The sequence below is a fragment of the Pseudomonas sp. genome, from assembly GCF_033723075.1.
Lineage (GTDB): Bacteria > Pseudomonadota > Gammaproteobacteria > Pseudomonadales > Pseudomonadaceae > Aquipseudomonas.
This window is the reverse complement of sequence record NZ_JAWVXU010000005.1, coordinates 170,080-187,112: the sequence shown is the minus strand read 5'-3', so window position 1 is coordinate 187,112 and position 17,033 is coordinate 170,080. Positions and strand designations below refer to the sequence as shown.

The following is a 17,033-nucleotide window of genomic DNA, read 5'->3' as shown; positions in this document are numbered from 1 at the left end:
AACGACTGTGACGCGATCTGAAAGCGTACGTCAAAACAGTTGAAAGGCGTGTACCCGCTGTCGCGACACACGTTATGGGTCGCTATACTACCGGCCCACTTACGCAACCCCTAGCGGGGCATTGCAGACACTCACCCCTCTTCCTCCGAGCTGCCGCATCCATGAGTCTGTTCTCTGCCGTCGAAATGGCTCCGCGCGACCCCATCCTGGGCCTCAACGAAGCATTCAACGCCGATACCCGCCCCACCAAGGTCAACCTCGGTGTTGGCGTGTACACCAATGAAGAAGGGCGAATTCCGCTGATGCGGGCGGTGGAGGAAGCAGAAAATGCGCTGACCGCCACCCATGCGCCCCGTGGCTACCTGCCGATCGAGGGCATCGCCGCCTACGACCAGGCCGTGCAGACCCTGCTGTTCGGCGCCGGCTCGACCCTGGCGCAAGAAGGCCGAGTGATCACCGCCCAGGCCCTCGGTGGCACCGGCGCCTTGAAAGTCGGCGCGGACTTCCTCAAGCGTTTGCTCCCGGATGCCGCAGTCGCCATCAGCGACCCAAGCTGGGAAAACCACCGCGCCCTTTTCGAAGCCGCCGGCTTCCCGGTGCGCAATTACCGCTATTACGATGCCTTCAGCAATGGCGTGAACCGTGGTGGCCTGCTCGAAGACCTGAAAAACCTGCCCGCCCGCTCGATCGTGGTACTGCACGCCTGCTGCCACAACCCGACCGGCGTCGACCTGAGCATGGACGACTGGCAGGCCATTCTCGAGATCCTCCGTGAACGCGAGCATGTGCCATTCCTCGACATCGCCTACCAGGGCTTTGGCGACGGTATCGAGGAAGACGCCGCGGCCGTGCGCCTGTTCGCCGAATCCGGCATGACCTTCTTCGTCTCCAGTTCTTTTTCCAAGTCGTTCTCGCTGTATGGCGAACGAGTGGGCGCACTGTCCATCGTCACCGGCTCGCAAGATGAAACCAGCCGGGTGCTGTCGCAGCTCAAGCGGGTGATCCGCACCAACTACTCAAACCCACCGACCCATGGTGCCAGCGTCGTCGCGGCAGTGCTCAACACGCCCGAACTGCGGGCCATGTGGGAAGCCGAACTGGGCGAAATGCGCGAACGCATCCGCAGCATGCGCATGGCCATGGTCGAGCAGTTGGCCGTGCTGGGCGCCAAACGCGACTTCAGCTTCGTCGCCCAGCAGCGCGGCATGTTCTCCTACTCGGGCCTCACCACCGAGCAGGTGGAACGTCTGAAAAGCGAGTTTGGCATCTACGCAGTCGGCACCGGGCGCATCTGCGTTGCTGCGCTGAACCAGCGCAATCTGCCGGCCGTGACCCAGGCCATCGCCCAGGTGCTCTGAGCCGCTTGGGGGAAGTCCGCTACACTTGACTTCCCCTTCCTAATCAGTAGGATACGCACCGTTGTTCCGCGATAGCTCAGTCGGTAGAGCAAATGACTGTTAATCATTGGGTCCCAGGTTCGAGTCCTGGTCGCGGAGCCAAATTCAAGAACCCGGCCATCCAGCCGGGTTTTTTTATTGCCTGCGGACTCTCACCTGGGACTGCGTCCCAGGTTATTCGCCAAGGCTCACCCCTTCGGGGCCGCTGCTTCCGCGCGTTCAGCTGCGCTGTCGAGTCCTGGTCGCGGAGCCAAATTCAAGAACCCGGCCATCCAGCCGGGTTTTTTATTGCCTGCGGACTCTCGCCGGAACGACGTCCCAGGTTATTCGCCAAGGCCCACCCCTTCGGGGCCGCTGCTTCCGCGCGTTCAGCTGCGCTGTCGAGTCCTGGTCGCGGAGCCAAATTCGAAAACCTCGGTAAATAAAAAGGCCGGTCAGTGACCGGCCTTCATCTTCCAGCGTTTCGGTTGTTCGGTTGTTCGGTTAATTGATGCTCAGCTTGTCGCGGTTCTTGGCCAGGATCGACTCGCCGATGCCCTTGACCTCGAGCAGCTCGTCAACCGAGGCGAAGGCACCATGGGTGTCACGATACGCCACTATCGCCTTGGCCTTGGCCTCGCCGATACCACTCAGCTCACGCTGCAGCGTGGGAGCATCGGCCGTATTGAGATTGACCTTGCCGGCCTCCGCCACTTGCACGACCGCAGGCTTAGCGGGAGCAGTCTTGGTGGTTTCGGCGGCGGAGACGCTGAGAGCAGCTGCGGCCAGAACAGCACACAGCAGGGAAGAGAGATAGCGCTTATTCATATTGAAACTCCATTTCAGAAAAGCTCAAGTCAATTGTGAGCAGCGCGGGACTTCCATGCGCCGCGCACTTCAAGTTAGCCGTCAGCATCGCCTTGTCAAACTCCCCCGAGCATTTTATTGAGGATTTCTCGTGACTGCGCACTGCTCGACAACTACTTTACGATTACCAAATACTATCGATAGAATCAAAATGAATCATTTATTCAATCACAATGCAGCCGCTAACCTCACACTCAATCGCTAATACTTCTCATTAGAGGCGCGCCATGCTCAAGACCCTAACCTTCACCCTGATGCACTTCTGCATCGCCTTTGCGGTGACCTATGCGCTGACCGGTAGTGTCGCGGCCAGTGGCCTGGTGGCAGCCATCGAGCCCCTGTGCAATTCGGTGGGCTTCTACTTCCACGAGAAGCTCTGGCAACGCCTGGACAATCGTGCACGACCAACACCAGAGCGGCGGCCGAAGCATGCCTGGTTGCATCATCAGGCTTGAGATACGGTGAAGAAACCTCGCCGACTGCAAACGCCTGACACTCCGACCAAGACTTCGAGCAATCTGAAGTGGCCCAATGACTCCGGACACCTTGCAAGATCCCATGGCCACACTGCATGCTCGCCTGATCGGCAATTCAAGGAACGACCATGTCTCATTTGCACATCCGCAGTGCCCAACCTGACGATGTTGGACTGATCATCGGCTTTATCCGCGAACTGGCCGAGTACGAGAAGCTCAGCGATCAGGTGGTAGCCGACCCGGCACAAATGCTTGAGCACTTGTTTGGCGCTCGCCCCTTTGCCGAAGTACTGATCGGCGAAGTCGATGGCACGGCGGCGGGCTTTGCCCTGTTCTTCCACAATTACTCAACCTTCCTAGGCAAACCCGGTATCTATCTCGAAGATCTCTATGTACGCTCCAGCGTCCGTGGTACGGGACTTGGCACAGCCTTGCTCGGCAAGTTGGCGAGCTTGGCTGTAGAGCGCGGCTGTGGACGTCTGGAATGGTCGGTGCTTGACTGGAACGAACCGGCCATCGACTTCTATAAGCGCCTGGGCGCTCAGCCGCAGGATGACTGGACGCAGTATCGCCTGACCGGCCCGGCGTTGCATGTATTGGGCCAAAGATCGGTTTGACCGGCACTCTCTACAGGTTCGGTTGTCTCACTTCATTCAACTCGATCAATCCGCTCTCTTTTTAAAGGGATTCAAGTCATGCCGCTTGTATATCGCTTCGCTGCTCTGCTGTGCGGCATAGCCCTCGGTGGGCCACTGTTGGCAACCGAGATCGACGCGCAAAGCTATGGTTACCCACTGACCAACCCGTTCGAGGCAACCATCGCCACCACGCCACCGGAACTGCAACCGCAACTACCGGCCGATGCCGACATTGATCAGCAGGACTACCGGGTCAAACTGCGCCCGGAGCGCGAGTTCGAACTGCCGGATAATTTCTGGCCGGTGACCAAGATGGGTTATCGCCTGGCCCAGCAGAAAGGCGAGGCGCCGCTGATTTTCATCATCGCCGGCACGGGTATGCCTTACTCCAGCAGCACGGCGGAATACCTGAAGAAACTGTTCTACGGCGCCGGTTACCACGTGGTGCAACTATCCTCGCCGACCAGCTACGACTTCATGACCGCTGCCTCGCGTTTCGCCACACCGGGGCTCACCGGCGAAGATGCCGAGGATCTGTATCGAGCGATGCAGGCCGTGCGCGCCCAGCACCCGCGCTTGGAGGTCAGTGCCTTCCACCTGACCGGCTACAGCCTGGGCGCCCTGCAAGCGGCATTCGTCAGCAAGCTCGACGAAACCCGCCGCAGCTTCAACTTCAAGCGCGTGTTGCTGCTCAACCCGCCGGTCAACCTCTACACCTCGACCAGCAACCTCGACCGCCTGGTACAAACCCGGGTCGAAGGTATCGACAGCAGCACCACTTTCTATGAGACGGTACTGGCCAAGCTAACCCGTTATTTCCAGGAAAAGGGTTACGTCGATCTCAACGATGCGATGCTCTTCGACTTCCAGCGCTCCAAGGAGCAGTTGTCCGACGAGCAGATGGCCATGCTGATTGGTACGGTGTTCCGCTTCGCCGCCGCCGATATCGCCTTCACCTCAGACCTGATCAACCGGCGCGGCCTGATCACCCCGGCGCGTTACCCGATCAGCGACAGCACCAGCCTCACCCCCTTCTTCAAGCGCGCCCTGCAGTGCGACTTCGACTGCTACATCACCGAGCAGCTGATCCCGATGTGGCGGGCCCGCCTTGACGGTGGCAGCGTTACCCAGATGGTCGATCAGGTCAGTCTCTATGCCGTCGAAGACTATTTGAAAGACTCCAGCAAGATCGCCGTGATGCACAATGCCGACGACCTCATCCTCGGTCCAGGCGACCTGGGCTTTCTGCGCCGAACCCTGGGCGATCGCCTGACCGTCTACCCGTTCGGCGGGCACTGCGGCAACCTCAACTACCGCGTCAACAGCGACGCCATGCTGGAGTTCTTCCGTGGTTAAGCCTCTTGCTACAACCCTGCTGCTGACACTGCTAATGACCAGCGGACTGACTCAGGCCGAGCATCACGCCGATGAAGACGGCTTCAAGCGACCGCTGCAACACCTGCAGTTCAATCCTGGCCTGGATCAGCGCGAGTTCGAACGCTCGACCCTGGGTGCCCTGAATGTCTATGACCCCCTGGAGTCCTGGAACCGCCGGGTCTATCACTTCAACTATCGCTTCGATCAATGGGTGTTTCTGCCCATCGTCGACGGTTATCGCTATGTCACCCCGACTGTCGTGCAACATGGAGTGAGCAACTTCTTCAGCAACCTCGGCGACGTGCCCAACCTGCTCAACAGTCTGCTGCAGTTCAAAGCCAAGCGCTCGATGCAGACCACCGCCCGCCTGCTGCTCAACACCACCATCGGTGTGGCCGGGCTGTGGGATCCGGCGAGCCGCATGGGCCTGCCGAAACAGCGTGAAGACTTCGGTCAGACCCTGGGCTTCTACGGCGCACCGTCCGGCCCTTACCTGATGCTGCCGCTGCTCGGCCCCTCCAACCTGCGCGACACCGGCGGACTGGTGGTGGATTTCAGCGCCAAGAGCCAGGTCAACTGGCTCAATGTGGCCGAAGCCAGCAACAGCCATCCGGAAATTTTCTTGCTCGAGACGACCGATCAGCGCTCTACCGTCAACTTCCGTTACGGCCAGCTCAACTCGCCGTTCGAATACGAGAAGATTCGCTACTTCTACAACGAGTCGCGCAAGCTGCTGATTGCCGAATAGACCGACTATAGGGGCTCCCCGGAGTCTCAACCTGGCACGGTTCAGAGGTTATGGAACTATCCGGCGCCGTCGCGCAGCGCCGCAGCGGGCGCAATGTGCCCCGGATGGCCAAGTCACCTGCCGGCTGATCGAGGGCTTCGGGCCTGCCGGTGAAAACCGTCCAGCCACGCCCTCCCCGGCCCGCTTATCATCTAATAAATCGATTCTTATCCCGCGAATTTCGCAACCAACGATCTGATTTATAGGCATAGGATGGGCATATTCCAACTTGAGGAGGTGCCCCATGAGCCAACTGCGCAACGTACTCGCCATCCAACCCGGCCAACCCGCGTCCGACGGTGCCGGTGTGCGCCTGAACCGGGTGATTGGCGGCGGCGGGATTGAGCGCTTCGACCCCTTCCTGATGCTCGATGAATTCGCCTCGGACGATCCGGACGACTATATCGCCGGCTTCCCGCCGCACCCGCACCGTGGTTTCGAGACCATCACCTACATGCTCGAAGGCCGCATGCGCCATGAAGACCACCTGGGCAATGTCGGCCTGCTGCAAAGCGGCGGCGTGCAGTGGATGACCGCCGCCCGCGGCATCATCCACAGCGAGATGCCCGAGCAGGAACAAGGGCTCATGCGCGGCTTCCAGCTGTGGCTCAACCTGCCGGCCAAGGACAAGCTCGGCGACCCCGGCTACCGCGACATTCCCGCCAACGAGATTCCGCGCCTGACCACGTCCAGCGGTGTCGAGGTGGTGGTGATCGCCGGGCGGTTCGACGATGGAGAGCGGCAACAAGGCGGCGCCGTGCAACGCCCGCACACCGAGCCGCAACTGTTCGACCTGCGCCTGCCGGCGGGCAGCCAGATCGCCCCGCGCCTGCCTGACGGCCATCGCGTCATGCTGTATGTCTACGCAGGCACGCTCGAGTTGCCGGGCGCCAGTGCGCAGGCGGTGCCAGCCGGACGCCTGGTGCGCCTGTCCGATAGTGGAGAACTGCGCCTGAGCAGCCGCGACGGCGCCAGACTACTGCTGATTGCCGGCAAGCCTTTGGGCGAGCCGATCGTGCAGTACGGGCCGTTCGTGATGAATACCCGGGAAGAGATCGAGCAGGCGCTGCGCGACTTCCGTGATGGCGCGCTGGCCTGATTGCGGCATATGACCGTAGCCCGGATGCAATCCGGGCTACGCGGGACGGCGATCCCTACGACACTGCAAATTCAGCCTGACACAGCGTCAGCGTTACTGCGCGTACCGGCGGTACAGGCCCGGCGGCACGCCGCTGCTGTCGGTCGGCTGCCACGGCCCTTGCGGATTGGTCGCCCAGCTCCAGCCGCTGCTCCAGCGGTAGTAGGTGCGCTCGCGGTAATACAGGTCACGCGCGCCACCCACCACATAGACACCCAAACTCCCATCCCAGTGGCTTTGCACCCCTGGCGGCGGCGCATAGCGCGGGTGGGACTTGCTCACCACCGGCACTTGGCCGATCGGTGCCGTGCCCTGCACCGCGCAGCCGGCCAGGCTCGACAAGCCGATGGCCAGGACAATCGCCAGCCATCTGTTCATTGCGCCTGGCCATCCGCCGTGTCGATGGTCAGGTGCTGCGCCTCGGTGGTGCTGCTGGCCAACGGCTGGCTACGACCGATCCATTCGCCGACGGTGGCATTGCCGCTGCGCGAAATACGCGCCACCAGCTGCACCTGTGCGAACCCGGAAATTTTCAGTTGCGGCATCATCGCGTCGCTGTCCGACAGACTGACCTCGGCTGGCAGATCGGCCACGGTCAGACGCTTGACCGCCAGCGGCATCGGCGGACCGGACGCGGCACGGGCGAAGACGAACACGCTGTCGCCCGGCTCTACCTTGTCTTTCAATGCGGCCGCCAGGTCGACCTTGACCGTCAGTTGCCCGGTCGCGGCGACAGTCGGCGGCGCATCCGTCGGTGTAGCCAGGCGTTCATGGGCACGGGCGATGCCGCCCTGGATGGCCTGGCGCGAGGGATCCTGCTCGGGCAGTACGGCAACCAGACGCTCCCAGAAACCAATGGCCTCCTCGAAGCGCCCTTCTTCATAGGCGGCGATGCCGAGCAGGCCGAGGCTGGTGACTTCCGCCGGGTCGGCCTTCAGCGCTTCATCGGTCAGCGTCTGCAGCTGCTCGGTCCATTGTTTGTCGCCGGCGAAATACAGGGCCTGGGCCCACTGGCCGAGCAACTCCGGCTCGCGTCCGCCGGTGTCCACCGCACGCTCGAAGGCTGTGGCAGCGTCAGCGGCACGCTCCTGGGCCATGTAGGTACGGCCGAGGAAGTACCAGCCTTCGGCGGACTTCGGATCAGCCTTCACCGATGCCTCCAGGCGCGCGGTCATCGCTTCGATGGTCTGCGGCTGCTCGGCGAAGGTCCGCGCCTGCTCGACGTCGTCGATCGCGCCCCAGTACAGGTACAAGCCATAGCCCAGCAGCGGCATCAGCAAGGCGGCGGTCAGCGGCACCTTGCTGCCGAGCACACCGACTCTGGCCTTGCTCTCGGCACCGTCAGTGTCGGCCAACAGTTCACGGGCCGCTTCATCGCGACCGTTTTGCCATTGTTCCTCGCTGAGCGTACCGGCCTGACGCTGATTCTCCAGCTCCTGCAGGCGCTCCTGATAAAGGGTGACATTCAATGCGGTGCGGTCTTCTTCGGCCTGGGCCTTGCGGCCTCGCAGAACCGGTATCAGCAGAAAACCCAGGGCAGCCAGCAACAGCAGGCCGGCGGACAGCCAGAATTCGATCATCGGTCTTTCTTATCCTGAGGCGTTTGATTGGTAGGCCGTTGGCTGAGCAGAGCAGCCAGGCGTTGCTGTTCATCGGTGGAAAGCCCGCTCGAGCCCGTGGACTTTTTGCCTCGACGACGCAATATCACCACACCGAGCAATACGAAGCCGGCGGCCAACAGACCGGCCGGGCCGTACCAGAGCAACAGGGTGCGCGCCGTGACCGGCGGCTTGTAGAGGACGAAATCGCCGTAACGCGACACCAGGAAATCGATGATCTGCTCGTTGCTCTGGCCCTCTTCCAGCATGCGATAGACTTGCGCACGCAGGTCCATGGCAATCGGCGCATCGGAATCGGCGATATTCTGGTTCTGGCACTTGGGGCAACGCAGTTCCTCGACCAGGCTGCGATAACGCTGGCGCTGCGCCTCGTCGGCGAATTCGTAGGTATCGATGGCCGCCTGGGCGGTGCCGAGCAGGGCCAGACCGAGCACCACGGCACTGAGCAAATGCTTCATGGGCTGACCTCGTCGACCAGCTCTTGATAGAGCGGTGCCAATTGTTCGCGCCAGACCCGCTCGTCGATCACGCCGACGAACTTGTGGCGGATGATGCCGTCCTTGTCGACCATGAAGGTCTCAGGCGCGCCGTACACCCCCAGATCCAGGCCCAGCGAGCCGCGTGCATCGTTGATATTGAGCCGGTAGGGGTCGTGAAACTCGACCAGCCACTTCTGCGCCGCGGCGTTTTCATCCTTGTAGTTGACCCCATGGATGGTCACACCCAGCTGCGCCAGTTTGTTCAACACCGGATGCTCGACTCGGCAGGCCACGCACCAGGTGGCCCAGACATTGACCAGCGCCGGCTGGCCCTTGAGGTCGGCCTGGCTGATGGTTTTGTCGCCCTCTACCGCCGGCAGAGAAAACGCCGGGAATGGCTTGCCGATCAACGCCGAAGGCAACTCGGAGGGATCGAGGAACAGGCCGCGGTAGAGAAACAGCGCCACACCGAGAAAGATCGCCAACGGCACCAACAGGATCAGCCGCTTCATGCCTGCGCCCCCGCCATACCCAGGGCTTCACGAACGCGGGTGGTGACCTTCATCCGGTAGCGCTTGTCGGACGCCGAGAGGAAGCCACCCAGGCCCATCAGCAAGGCACCGAACCAGATCCAGCGCACGAACGGCTTGATGTGCACGCGCACGGCCCAGGCGCCGTCGTCCAGCGGCTCGCCCAGCGCCACGAACAGATCACGGGTAAGGCCGGCGTCGATTCCGGCCTCGGTCATCACCGACTGCTGCACGGTATACAGGCGCTTCTCCGGGTGCAGTACGGCAATCTGCTGGCCGTCTTCGAGGATCCGCACGGTACCTTTGTCCGAGCTGAAATTCGGCCCCTCGAAGTGCTCGGCGCCGTCGAAGATGAACTGGTAACCGCCCATCTCCACCGAGTCGCCCGGCGCCATACGCATATCGCGCTCGAAACTGCCCATGCTGGTGAGGATGACCCCGAGGGCGCACACGGCCAGACCGAGGTGCGCCGTCTGCATGCCCCAGTAGCTGCGGGTCAGGCTTGGCAAACCCTTGAGCAGGCCTTTGTGGCGGGTCTTGGCATGAATGTCGCGCACCCCGGCCAACACCACCCAACTGGCCAGCAGACAAACGCCCAGCACTGCCCAGCTGAAGTCGCCGTGCAGTACGCTCGCCAGCGCGGCAAATGCCACGCTGCCGATCAGCACCGGGGCGAGCATGCCCAGCAACCAGCGCAACGGAGTGTCCTTCCAGCGCACCAGCACGCCGATCGCGATCATCGCCATCAGCAGGCCCATCAGCGGCACGAACAGCGCGTTGAAGTACGGAGGGCCGACCGACAGCTTGGCCCCGGTCATCGCATCCAGCACCAGCGGATAGAGGGTGCCGAGCAGAATCATCGCCGCCGCCACCACCAGGATCAGGTTATTCACGAACAGCAGGGTCTCGCGCGACCACAGGGCGAAACCAACCTGACTCTTGACCACCGGCGCGCGGATGGCAAACAGGGTCAGCGAACCGCCGACCACGATCAGCAGGAAGGCCAGGATGAATACACCGCGCGCAGGGTCGGTGGCAAACGCATGCACCGAGGTCAGCACCCCGGAACGGACCAGGAAGGTGCCGAGCAGACTCAGGGAGAAGGCGGCAATCGCCAGCAGCACGGTCCAGCTCTTGAACACGCCACGTTTCTCGGTCACCGCCAAGGAGTGGATCAGCGCGGTGCCGACCAACCAGGGCATGAAGGAGGCGTTCTCCACCGGATCCCAGAACCACCAGCCGCCCCAGCCGAGCTCGTAATAGGCCCACCAGGAGCCAAGGGCGATGCCGATACCGAGGAAGGCCCAGGCGACTATGGTCCAGGGTCGCGACCAGCGCGCCCAGGCCGCATCCAGTTTGCCGCCGAGCAAGGCGGCGATGGCGAAGGCGAAGGCCACCGAGAAGCCGACGTAACCCATGTAGAGCATCGGCGGATGAATGATCAGGCCGAAATCCTGCAACAGCGGATTGAGGTCGCGGCCATCCAGCGGCGTGTTCGGCAGCAAGCGCTCGAACGGATTGGAGGTGACAATCAGGAACAGCAGGAAGCCGATACTGATCATGCCCATCACCCCGAGCACGCGGGCGAGCATCTCCTCGGGCAACTGGCGGGAAAAGATCGACACGGCGAAGGTCCAGCCGGCCAGGATCAACGCCCAGAGCAGCAGCGAGCCCTCATGGGCGCCCCACACCGCACTGAACTTGTAGTACCAGGGCAGCGCGCTGTTGGAATTGTGGGCCACATAAGCGACGGAAAAATCGTCGACCATGAAGGCGTAGGTCAGGCAGATAAAGGCGAACGCCAGGAAGGCGAACTGGCCCCAGGCCGCAGGAACGGCCAGGCTCATCCACTGCCGATCGCCGCGCCAGGCGCCGATCATCGGCAAGCTGGCCTGCACCAGGGTCAGGCACAGCGCCAGGATCATCGCCAGGTGACCGAGTTCGGGAATCATTGCGCACCCCCTTGTGTGGCCGCGTCATGCTTTTGCTTCATTGCGCTTTGCTCCAATGCCTGCATGACTTCCGGCGGCATGTAGTTTTCATCGTGCTTGGCCAGCACCTGGTCGGCGATCAACACACCATCGGCATTGACCTTGCCCATGGCCACGATGCCCTGGCCTTCGCGGAACAGGTCCGGCAGGATACCGCTGTAGCGAATGGTCACGCTTTCTGCCCCGTCGGTCACTACGAAGTCGGTATCCAGAGTGTCGCTGGAGCGCTTGACCGAGCCTTCTTCCACCAACCCGCCGGCACGAATGCGGGTGTCTTGCGGCGCCTCGCCGTTGGCGATCTGGGTCGGGGTGTAAAACAGATTGATATTCTGTTGCAGCGCACTCAGCGCCAAGGTCACGGCGATACCCACGCCGGCGAGGATCGCCAGGATTATCAACAGGCGCTTCTTGCGAACAGGGTTCATTGCGACTCCTCCCGGCGCAAACGACGCGCCTCGTCTTGCAGGTAACGGCGGCGTGCCAACAGCGGCAGCACGACATTCAGCGCCAGCACGGCCAGGCTGATGCCAAAGGACGACCAGACATAAGCACCATGGGTGCCCATGGCGAGAAACTCGGCAAACGAGGTGAAGCTCATAGGCTTTTCTCCACTTGAGCTTTGACCTCGGCCTTGGCCCAACTGCTGCGCGCCTCGCGCTTGAGCACCTCGAGGCGCATGCGCAGCAACAGTACGGCGCCGAAGAAACAGTAGAAACCGAGCACCATGATCAGCAGTGGCAGCCACATTTCCAGCGGCATGGCCGGTTTCTCGATCACGCTGAAGGTGGCGGGTTGGTGCAGGGTATTCCACCACTCCACCGAATACTTGATGATCGGAATATTGATCACCCCGACGATGGCCAGCACCGCGCAAGCCTTGGCCGCACTGTCACGATTACTGATGGCCTGACCGAGGGCGATCACGCCGAAATACAGGAACAGCAGGATCAGCATCGAAGTCAGGCGCGCATCCCAGACCCAGTAGGTGCCCCAGGTCGGCTTGCCCCAGATGGCGCCGGTCACCAGCGCGATCACGGTCATCCAGGCACCAATGGGCGCGGCCTGCTGTACCGCGACATCGGCGAGTTTCATTTTCCACACCAGACCGACCACACCGGCCACCGCCAGCATGACGTACACCGACTGGGCCAGAAACGCTGCCGGCACATGGATATAGATGATGCGGAAGCTGTTGCCCTGCTGGTAGTCCGGCGGCGCAAAGGCCAGACTCCAGACCAGCCCCACCGTCAGCAATAATGCGGCGACCACACTCAACCAGGGCAGCCAGCGCCCGCTGATTTCATAAAACCACTTGGGCGAGCCCAGCTTGTGAAACCACGTCCAGTTCATCAGATTACTCATCATTCTCCGAGGTAATGGCCGTACAGGCCGTCCTCGGTAGCACGGTTGTAGATCACTCGCCGACGCTAATGGTCAGACCGGCGGCAATGGCAAAAGGTGTCAGGGTCACCGCCAACGCGGTGAGGCTGGCCAGCCACAACAGGTGACCAACCGCCGGCAATCCTTGCAGGCTGGCTTGCAGCGCCCCGCTACCAAGAATCAGCACCGGGATATACAGCGGCAGAATCAGCAGCGCCAGCAACAGGCCGCCACGCTTGAGGCCCACCGTCAACGCCGCACCAACCGCACCGAGCAGGCTCAGCACCGGCGTGCCGAGCAGCAGCGAGAGCAGCAGCACCGGCAGGCAGCGGCCGGGCAAGCCGAGCATCAAGGCCAGCAAGGGTGCCAGCAGCACCAGAGCCAGACCGGAAAACAGCCAGTTTGCCAGTACTTTGGCCAATACCAGAAGAGGCAGGGGGTGCGGCGAAAGGACCCACTGCTCCAGCGAGCCATCTTCGAAATCGCTGCGAAACAGGCCATCCAGCGAGAGCAGCACGGCCAATAATGCCGCGACCCACACCAGCCCCGGCGACAGGGTTTGCAACAGCTGGGTCTCCGGACCGACGGCCAGCGGAAACAGGGCGATCACGATGGCGAAGAACACCAGCGGATTGGCCAGCTCGGCAGGCCGGCGAAACAACAGGCGCGCTTCGCGCGCGACCAGCAAACCGAACACATTACTCATAGGCTGCGCTGCCCCAGGTCTAGCTCGCGGTAACCGGCGGGCTTGACCGTCAGCGTGTGGTGGGTGGTCAGCAGCACCAGGCCGCCCATTTCGCAGTGCCAGGCCAGATGGTTTTCCAGTTGCGCCACGGCGAGCTTGTCGAGGGCGGTGAAGGGTTCATCGAGGATCCACAACGGCGGCCCGTCCAGATACAAGCGGGCCAGCGCGACACGACGCTGCTGACCGGCAGACAGGGTATGACAGGGCACATCCTCGAAACCGCGCAAGCCGACGGCCTCCAGCGCCTGCCAGATCGCCGCGCGTTCGGCCGGACGATGCAGCGCGCATAACCAGGCCAGATTTTCTTCGGCGGTGAGCAGGCCCTTGATCCCGGCGGCATGGCCAATCCACAACAGATTGCGCGCCAACTCGCTGCGCTGCGAGCCCAGCGGCTGGCCATTCAGGCGGATTTCGCCGGCCGTTGGCTGCATCAGCCCGGCGAGCAAACGCAGCAGGCTGGTCTTGCCGCTGCCGTTAGGGCCGGAAACCTGCAACATCTCACCGGCCGCCAAGCGCAGCTCGAGCCGCTCGAACAGCATGCGCCAATCCCGCTCACAGGAGAGCGCCACGGCTTCAAGAAGAGGGCTGGTCACGGCATATGCACCTAAAAAGCGGTTCAAGTCGGCAGTGTCCCGGCCGCTATACTGACGCAAGTTAACTGCGCAGCCGACCCAGACGGGGCGCGATTATACATGCCATGCCCTGCCCCCCGCAGTGGGCATTTTCGACAGGGTGTAACCCGCCAATGAGCGAAATCAGCAGTTCCCGCCCAATCGCGCCAACGCCACCGAGCAGTCGTGCCAGTGCGCCGGCAAGCGACCTGGCACTAAAGCTGCTGCAGCCACTGCAGGGCCTGCTGGCCAGCGGCGAGAGTGCCAAGGCCGAGGTGGTCACCCTCAAGGAAACGGCACAGAGCTTCCAGCTGCTGCTCAAGCTGACGCTGGACAATGGTCGCCAGACAACCCTGCAGGCCAGCAGCCCGCGGCCCCTTGCCCAGGGCAGCGCCCTGATGGTCACGGCACTGTCGGAAAGCCGCCTGGCCGTGGCTCTGCTGGCCGGTGGAGAGAAAGCCCTGACCAGTCTGGATCTCGAGCAACTGCCAATCGGCACACTGCTGCAAGGCAAGGTGGTGACGCGCGAGCAACTGGCCCAGGCGAAATCACAGCAGGTGCTCTACAAGGTGGTAGTGAGCCTGCTCAATACCCCACTGGCGGGCAGCAAGCTGTCGCTGGAAACGCCCCTGCCCCTGCCCCTCGGCAGCCTGCTCAGTGCTCAGGTGCAGGGCAGCCAGACCCTGAATTTCCTGCCCCTCAGCGGGCGTCTCGATCAGCTCGAATTGAGCCAGCAACTGGCCAGCCAGCAAAACCGCCAGGGCTCGCTGGAAGGCTTGTTCAAAGCCCTGCAAGGCGCAGGGGGCAAGGAGGCACTGCCGGAAGGTCTGCGTACCAGCATCGACAAACTGTTCAACGCCCTGCCCGATGCCGCCCAACTCAGCACCGGCAAGGGGCTGAGCCAGGCCCTGGAAAACAGCGGCTTGTTCCTCGAAAGCAAACTGCTCGGTGGTCAGAGCCATGCCCTGCCGGCAGACATGAAAGCCAACCTGCTGCGCCTGATCAGCCAGCTGCTGCCGACCTTGGCGAGCGGCGCCCCCCTGGCCACGGCCAATGCCAGCGCCGCCATGGCCCAGGCGCTGCCGGCATTCGCCCGCGACATCCTCGGCTCCCTCGGCCAAGCCAGCGCGCGCCAACAGGCCTTGCGCTTCCCCCTGCCATCGCGCCTGCTGCAGGCAATGGAAGGTGACGCCGATCTGCAAACCCTGTTGAAGCTGGCCGCCGCCGCCGTCTCGCGCCTGCAAACCCACCAGCTGTCCAGCCTGGCGCAGAGCCAGATCGGCCCGGACGGCAACCTGCTGACCACCTGGCAACTGGAACTGCCCATGCGCGATCAACGGGACCTCGTGCCCCTGCAGATGAAAATCCAGCACGAAGAACCGCAGAAATCGCCGGGTAATGAACCCAAGGAAGCGCTGTGGAAGGTCGAACTGGCCTTCGACCTGGAACCACTGGGGCCGCTGCAAGTCCAGGCACAGCTGGCCCGCGGCAGCCTGTCCAGTCAGCTATGGGCCGAGCGCCCGCGTACCGCCAGTCTGATCGACGCCGAGCTGAACACCCTGCGTGAACGCCTGACCGCCGCCGGCCTGACCGTCGGCGAACTGGCGTGCAACCAAGGCACGCCCCCCCAGGGACCAAGGACCAGTCTGGAACAACGCTGGGTGGATGAAACCGCATGAAAAAACCAGCCCCGCGCCAAGCCATCGCCCTGACTTATGACGGGCAGAATGCGCCCAGCCTCAGCGCCAAGGGCGATGACGAGTTGGCCGAAGCGATCCTGGCAATCGCCCGCGAATATGAAGTACCGATCTACGAGAATGCCGATCTGGTGCGCCTGCTGGCACGCCTGGAGCTGGGCGAGGCGATCCCCGAGCAACTGTATCGCTGCATTGCCGAGATCATCGCCTTTGCCTGGCATTTGAAGGGTAAGTGCCCGCCGGGTTTCCAGAGTGATAAGCGCGACAACGACATCACCCCGCCGCTAGCGCTACTCGACGGCCCGCCCCGCTAGCAGGCAACGCCTGGAGACCGGATGCAATCCGGGGCGACGAAAGCGTTTGGATGGACTGGCGACTAACGGTTTTTCGGCTGATTGAGCTTGCTGATCAGCTCCGCCTCGGCCTTGCTCAGCCCGCAGGACTGGGTCAGGTCATCGACACTGGCGCCCAGGCCGACCAGACGCGCGGCCTGGGTGAACGACAGACTGCTGGGGTCGCGCTGCTCGATCTGGCTGAGCTTGTCCGGCAGCGGCGCAACTATCTGCCGTAGCTCGTGCAGCTCTTCCCCCATGCGCACGCTACCGGCCAGATAGATATCCAGGCGCTTACCCAGTTCCCTGATCCGCAGATCACGCGCCGCATCCCGCTCGGCCTGCAGCAACGCCAGGTGGCGCTGCTGCATGATCAGCCAGATGCAGGTGCCGACCAACCCCAGGCACACCAGCCCGAGCAGGATCAGCGCGATCTCGAGCATGGTTTAGATACTCTCCAGCTCGGACCACTCTTCTTCGCTCATCATCTTGTCCAGCTCGACCAGAATCAGCAGCTCGCCGTTCTTGTTGCACACGCCCTGGATGAACTTGGCCGACTCGTCGTTGCCGACATTCGGCGCGGTTTCCACCTCGGACTGACGCAGATAGACCACCTCGGCCACGCTATCGACCATGATGCCGACCACTTGCTTGTCCGCCTCGATGATCACGATACGGGTATTGTCGGTCACCGCCGCCGAGTCCAGACCGAAGCGTTGACGGGTGTCGATCACCGTCACCACATTGCCGCGCAGATTGATGATGCCCAGCACGTAGCTCGGCGCACCCGGCACCGGAGCAATCTCGGTGTGGCGCAGCACTTCCTGAACCTGCATCACATTGATGCCGTAGGTTTCGTTGTCCAGGCGGAAGGTTACCCATTGCAGGATGGGATCTTCGGCGCCCTGTGCAGAATTCTTCTTCATATCCCTAGCCTCGTCGTAAGCCGCACTGTGCGGCGTGCGCGGTTCAAACCGCTGGTCATCATCC

21 protein-coding genes and 1 tRNA gene are annotated in these 17,033 nt (G+C 62.5%); 9 read left to right on the top strand and 13 right to left on the bottom strand.

The features are described from left to right. Window positions 1-161: 161 nt before the first annotated feature. Entirely contained in the window at window positions 162-1,358 is a 1,197-nt protein-coding gene (locus tag R3355_RS08265; RefSeq protein WP_318947640.1) for an amino acid aminotransferase, read from the top strand. 65 nt (window positions 1,359-1,423) lie between these two features. After that, a tRNA-Asn gene (locus R3355_RS08260) sits at window positions 1,424-1,499 on the top strand. 381 nt (window positions 1,500-1,880) lie between these two features. Here the strand turns inward: R3355_RS08260 and R3355_RS08255 are convergent. Further along, a complete protein-coding gene (locus R3355_RS08255; protein ID WP_318947641.1) occupies window positions 1,881-2,204 on the bottom strand; it encodes a helix-hairpin-helix domain-containing protein in 324 nt (107 codons plus the stop codon). A gap of 266 nt (window positions 2,205-2,470) precedes the next feature. Here R3355_RS08255 and R3355_RS08250 point away from each other — a divergent pair, with 266 nt between their 5' ends. The 5 genes from R3355_RS08250 to R3355_RS08230 all read left to right on the top strand — a co-directional run bounded on the left by R3355_RS08250 (window position 2,471) and on the right by R3355_RS08230 (window position 6,620). Continuing rightward, window positions 2,471-2,698 (top strand): DUF2061 domain-containing protein, encoded by a 228-nt coding sequence (locus tag R3355_RS08250; RefSeq protein WP_318960799.1) that lies wholly within the window; start codon window positions 2,471-2,473, stop codon window positions 2,696-2,698. Window positions 2,699-2,847: 149 nt separating this feature from the next. After that, complete coding sequence (locus R3355_RS08245; RefSeq protein WP_318960798.1) at window positions 2,848-3,336, top strand: GNAT family N-acetyltransferase; 489 nt, start codon at window positions 2,848-2,850, stop codon at window positions 3,334-3,336. Between the two features lie 78 nt (window positions 3,337-3,414). Next, window positions 3,415-4,713, top strand: a complete 1,299-nt coding sequence (locus R3355_RS08240; protein ID WP_318960797.1) for a serine/threonine protein kinase — start codon at window positions 3,415-3,417, stop codon at window positions 4,711-4,713. 34 nt (window positions 4,714-4,747) lie between these two features. Then, complete coding sequence (locus R3355_RS08235; RefSeq protein WP_318960883.1) at window positions 4,748-5,482, top strand: VacJ family lipoprotein; 735 nt, start codon at window positions 4,748-4,750, stop codon at window positions 5,480-5,482. Window positions 5,483-5,765: 283 nt separating this feature from the next. Continuing rightward, a complete protein-coding gene (locus R3355_RS08230; protein ID WP_318960796.1) occupies window positions 5,766-6,620 on the top strand; it encodes a pirin family protein in 855 nt (284 codons plus the stop codon). A 93-nt stretch (window positions 6,621-6,713) separates the two neighbouring features. Here the strand turns inward: R3355_RS08230 and R3355_RS08225 are convergent, their stop codons facing one another. From R3355_RS08225 to ccmA, 10 genes are all read right to left on the bottom strand, one after another. After that, on the bottom strand, window positions 6,714-7,037 hold the full coding sequence (locus R3355_RS08225; RefSeq protein WP_318960795.1) for a hypothetical protein: 324 nt from the start codon (window positions 7,035-7,037) through the stop codon (window positions 6,714-6,716). Next, the gene (ccmI, locus tag R3355_RS08220; protein WP_318960794.1) at window positions 7,034-8,239 is read right to left on the bottom strand and encodes a c-type cytochrome biogenesis protein CcmI; all 1,206 of its coding nucleotides are present in this window, start codon (window positions 8,237-8,239) and stop codon (window positions 7,034-7,036) included. Before ccmI ends, R3355_RS08225 begins: the two co-directional genes overlap by 4 nt. Further along, the gene (locus R3355_RS08215; RefSeq protein WP_318960793.1) at window positions 8,236-8,736 is read right to left on the bottom strand and encodes a cytochrome c-type biogenesis protein; all 501 of its coding nucleotides are present in this window, start codon (window positions 8,734-8,736) and stop codon (window positions 8,236-8,238) included. The genes ccmI and R3355_RS08215 overlap by 4 nt, the downstream gene beginning before the upstream one ends. After that, window positions 8,733-9,269, bottom strand: coding sequence for a DsbE family thiol:disulfide interchange protein (locus tag R3355_RS08210; protein ID WP_318960792.1), 537 nt, complete (start codon window positions 9,267-9,269; stop codon window positions 8,733-8,735). The genes R3355_RS08215 and R3355_RS08210 overlap by 4 nt, the downstream gene beginning before the upstream one ends. Further along, window positions 9,266-11,239 (bottom strand): heme lyase CcmF/NrfE family subunit, encoded by a 1,974-nt coding sequence (locus R3355_RS08205; RefSeq protein ID WP_318960791.1) that lies wholly within the window; start codon window positions 11,237-11,239, stop codon window positions 9,266-9,268. The genes R3355_RS08210 and R3355_RS08205 overlap by 4 nt, the downstream gene beginning before the upstream one ends. Continuing rightward, window positions 11,236-11,703, bottom strand: a complete 468-nt coding sequence (gene ccmE / locus R3355_RS08200; RefSeq protein ID WP_318947651.1) for a cytochrome c maturation protein CcmE — start codon at window positions 11,701-11,703, stop codon at window positions 11,236-11,238. Before ccmE ends, R3355_RS08205 begins: the two co-directional genes overlap by 4 nt. After that, window positions 11,700-11,876, bottom strand: coding sequence for a heme exporter protein CcmD (ccmD, locus tag R3355_RS08195; RefSeq protein WP_318947652.1), 177 nt, complete (start codon window positions 11,874-11,876; stop codon window positions 11,700-11,702). Before ccmD ends, ccmE begins: the two co-directional genes overlap by 4 nt. Beyond that, complete coding sequence (locus tag R3355_RS08190; RefSeq protein ID WP_318947670.1) at window positions 11,873-12,631, bottom strand: heme ABC transporter permease; 759 nt, start codon at window positions 12,629-12,631, stop codon at window positions 11,873-11,875. Before R3355_RS08190 ends, ccmD begins: the two co-directional genes overlap by 4 nt. Window positions 12,632-12,692: 61 nt before the next feature. After that, the gene (ccmB, locus tag R3355_RS08185; protein ID WP_318947653.1) at window positions 12,693-13,364 is read right to left on the bottom strand and encodes a heme exporter protein CcmB; all 672 of its coding nucleotides are present in this window, start codon (window positions 13,362-13,364) and stop codon (window positions 12,693-12,695) included. After that, entirely contained in the window at window positions 13,361-13,996 is a 636-nt protein-coding gene (gene ccmA, locus R3355_RS08180; protein WP_318947654.1) for a cytochrome c biogenesis heme-transporting ATPase CcmA, read from the bottom strand. The genes ccmB and ccmA overlap by 4 nt, the downstream gene beginning before the upstream one ends. A gap of 152 nt (window positions 13,997-14,148) precedes the next feature. Here ccmA and R3355_RS08175 point away from each other — a divergent pair, with 152 nt between their 5' ends. Further along, the gene (locus tag R3355_RS08175) at window positions 14,149-15,693 is read left to right on the top strand and encodes a flagellar hook-length control protein FliK (RefSeq protein WP_318960790.1); all 1,545 of its coding nucleotides are present in this window, start codon (window positions 14,149-14,151) and stop codon (window positions 15,691-15,693) included. Further along, complete coding sequence (locus tag R3355_RS08170; RefSeq protein ID WP_318947656.1) at window positions 15,690-16,025, top strand: EscU/YscU/HrcU family type III secretion system export apparatus switch protein; 336 nt, start codon at window positions 15,690-15,692, stop codon at window positions 16,023-16,025. Before R3355_RS08175 ends, R3355_RS08170 begins: the two co-directional genes overlap by 4 nt. A 62-nt stretch (window positions 16,026-16,087) precedes the next feature. Here R3355_RS08170 and R3355_RS08165 read toward each other — a convergent pair whose 3' ends face one another. Continuing rightward, window positions 16,088-16,486, bottom strand: coding sequence for a DUF2802 domain-containing protein (locus tag R3355_RS08165; RefSeq protein ID WP_318960789.1), 399 nt, complete (start codon window positions 16,484-16,486; stop codon window positions 16,088-16,090). Window positions 16,487-16,489: 3 nt separating this feature from the next. Continuing rightward, the gene (locus R3355_RS08160; protein WP_318947658.1) at window positions 16,490-16,969 is read right to left on the bottom strand and encodes a chemotaxis protein CheW; all 480 of its coding nucleotides are present in this window, start codon (window positions 16,967-16,969) and stop codon (window positions 16,490-16,492) included. Window positions 16,970-17,033: the final 64 nt, after the last annotated feature.

What these genes read in the sequence shown, in the direction of transcription:
- R3355_RS08265 (WP_318947640.1), top strand. Translation starts at nt 162, where the DNA reads ATGAGTCTGTTCTCTGCCGTCGAAATGGCTCCGCGCGACCCCATCCTG.
- R3355_RS08255 (WP_318947641.1), bottom strand. Translation starts at nt 2,204, where the DNA reads ATGAATAAGCGCTATCTCTCTTCCCTGCTGTGTGCTGTTCTGGCCGCA.
- R3355_RS08250 (WP_318960799.1), top strand. Translation starts at nt 2,471, where the DNA reads ATGCTCAAGACCCTAACCTTCACCCTGATGCACTTCTGCATCGCCTTT.
- R3355_RS08245 (WP_318960798.1), top strand. Translation starts at nt 2,848, where the DNA reads ATGTCTCATTTGCACATCCGCAGTGCCCAACCTGACGATGTTGGACTG.
- R3355_RS08240 (WP_318960797.1), top strand. Translation starts at nt 3,415, where the DNA reads ATGCCGCTTGTATATCGCTTCGCTGCTCTGCTGTGCGGCATAGCCCTC.
- R3355_RS08235 (WP_318960883.1), top strand. Translation starts at nt 4,748, where the DNA reads ATGACCAGCGGACTGACTCAGGCCGAGCATCACGCCGATGAAGACGGC.
- R3355_RS08230 (WP_318960796.1), top strand. Translation starts at nt 5,766, where the DNA reads ATGAGCCAACTGCGCAACGTACTCGCCATCCAACCCGGCCAACCCGCG.
- R3355_RS08225 (WP_318960795.1), bottom strand. Translation starts at nt 7,037, where the DNA reads ATGAACAGATGGCTGGCGATTGTCCTGGCCATCGGCTTGTCGAGCCTG.
- ccmI (WP_318960794.1), bottom strand. Translation starts at nt 8,239, where the DNA reads ATGATCGAATTCTGGCTGTCCGCCGGCCTGCTGTTGCTGGCTGCCCTG.
- R3355_RS08215 (WP_318960793.1), bottom strand. Translation starts at nt 8,736, where the DNA reads ATGAAGCATTTGCTCAGTGCCGTGGTGCTCGGTCTGGCCCTGCTCGGC.
- R3355_RS08210 (WP_318960792.1), bottom strand. Translation starts at nt 9,269, where the DNA reads ATGAAGCGGCTGATCCTGTTGGTGCCGTTGGCGATCTTTCTCGGTGTG.
- R3355_RS08205 (WP_318960791.1), bottom strand. Translation starts at nt 11,239, where the DNA reads ATGATTCCCGAACTCGGTCACCTGGCGATGATCCTGGCGCTGTGCCTG.
- ccmE (WP_318947651.1), bottom strand. Translation starts at nt 11,703, where the DNA reads ATGAACCCTGTTCGCAAGAAGCGCCTGTTGATAATCCTGGCGATCCTC.
- ccmD (WP_318947652.1), bottom strand. Translation starts at nt 11,876, where the DNA reads ATGAGCTTCACCTCGTTTGCCGAGTTTCTCGCCATGGGCACCCATGGT.
- ccmB (WP_318947653.1), bottom strand. Translation starts at nt 13,364, where the DNA reads ATGAGTAATGTGTTCGGTTTGCTGGTCGCGCGCGAAGCGCGCCTGTTG.
- R3355_RS08175 (WP_318960790.1), top strand. Translation starts at nt 14,149, where the DNA reads ATGAGCGAAATCAGCAGTTCCCGCCCAATCGCGCCAACGCCACCGAGC.
- R3355_RS08170 (WP_318947656.1), top strand. Translation starts at nt 15,690, where the DNA reads ATGAAAAAACCAGCCCCGCGCCAAGCCATCGCCCTGACTTATGACGGG.
- R3355_RS08165 (WP_318960789.1), bottom strand. Translation starts at nt 16,486, where the DNA reads ATGCTCGAGATCGCGCTGATCCTGCTCGGGCTGGTGTGCCTGGGGTTG.
- R3355_RS08160 (WP_318947658.1), bottom strand. Translation starts at nt 16,969, where the DNA reads ATGAAGAAGAATTCTGCACAGGGCGCCGAAGATCCCATCCTGCAATGG.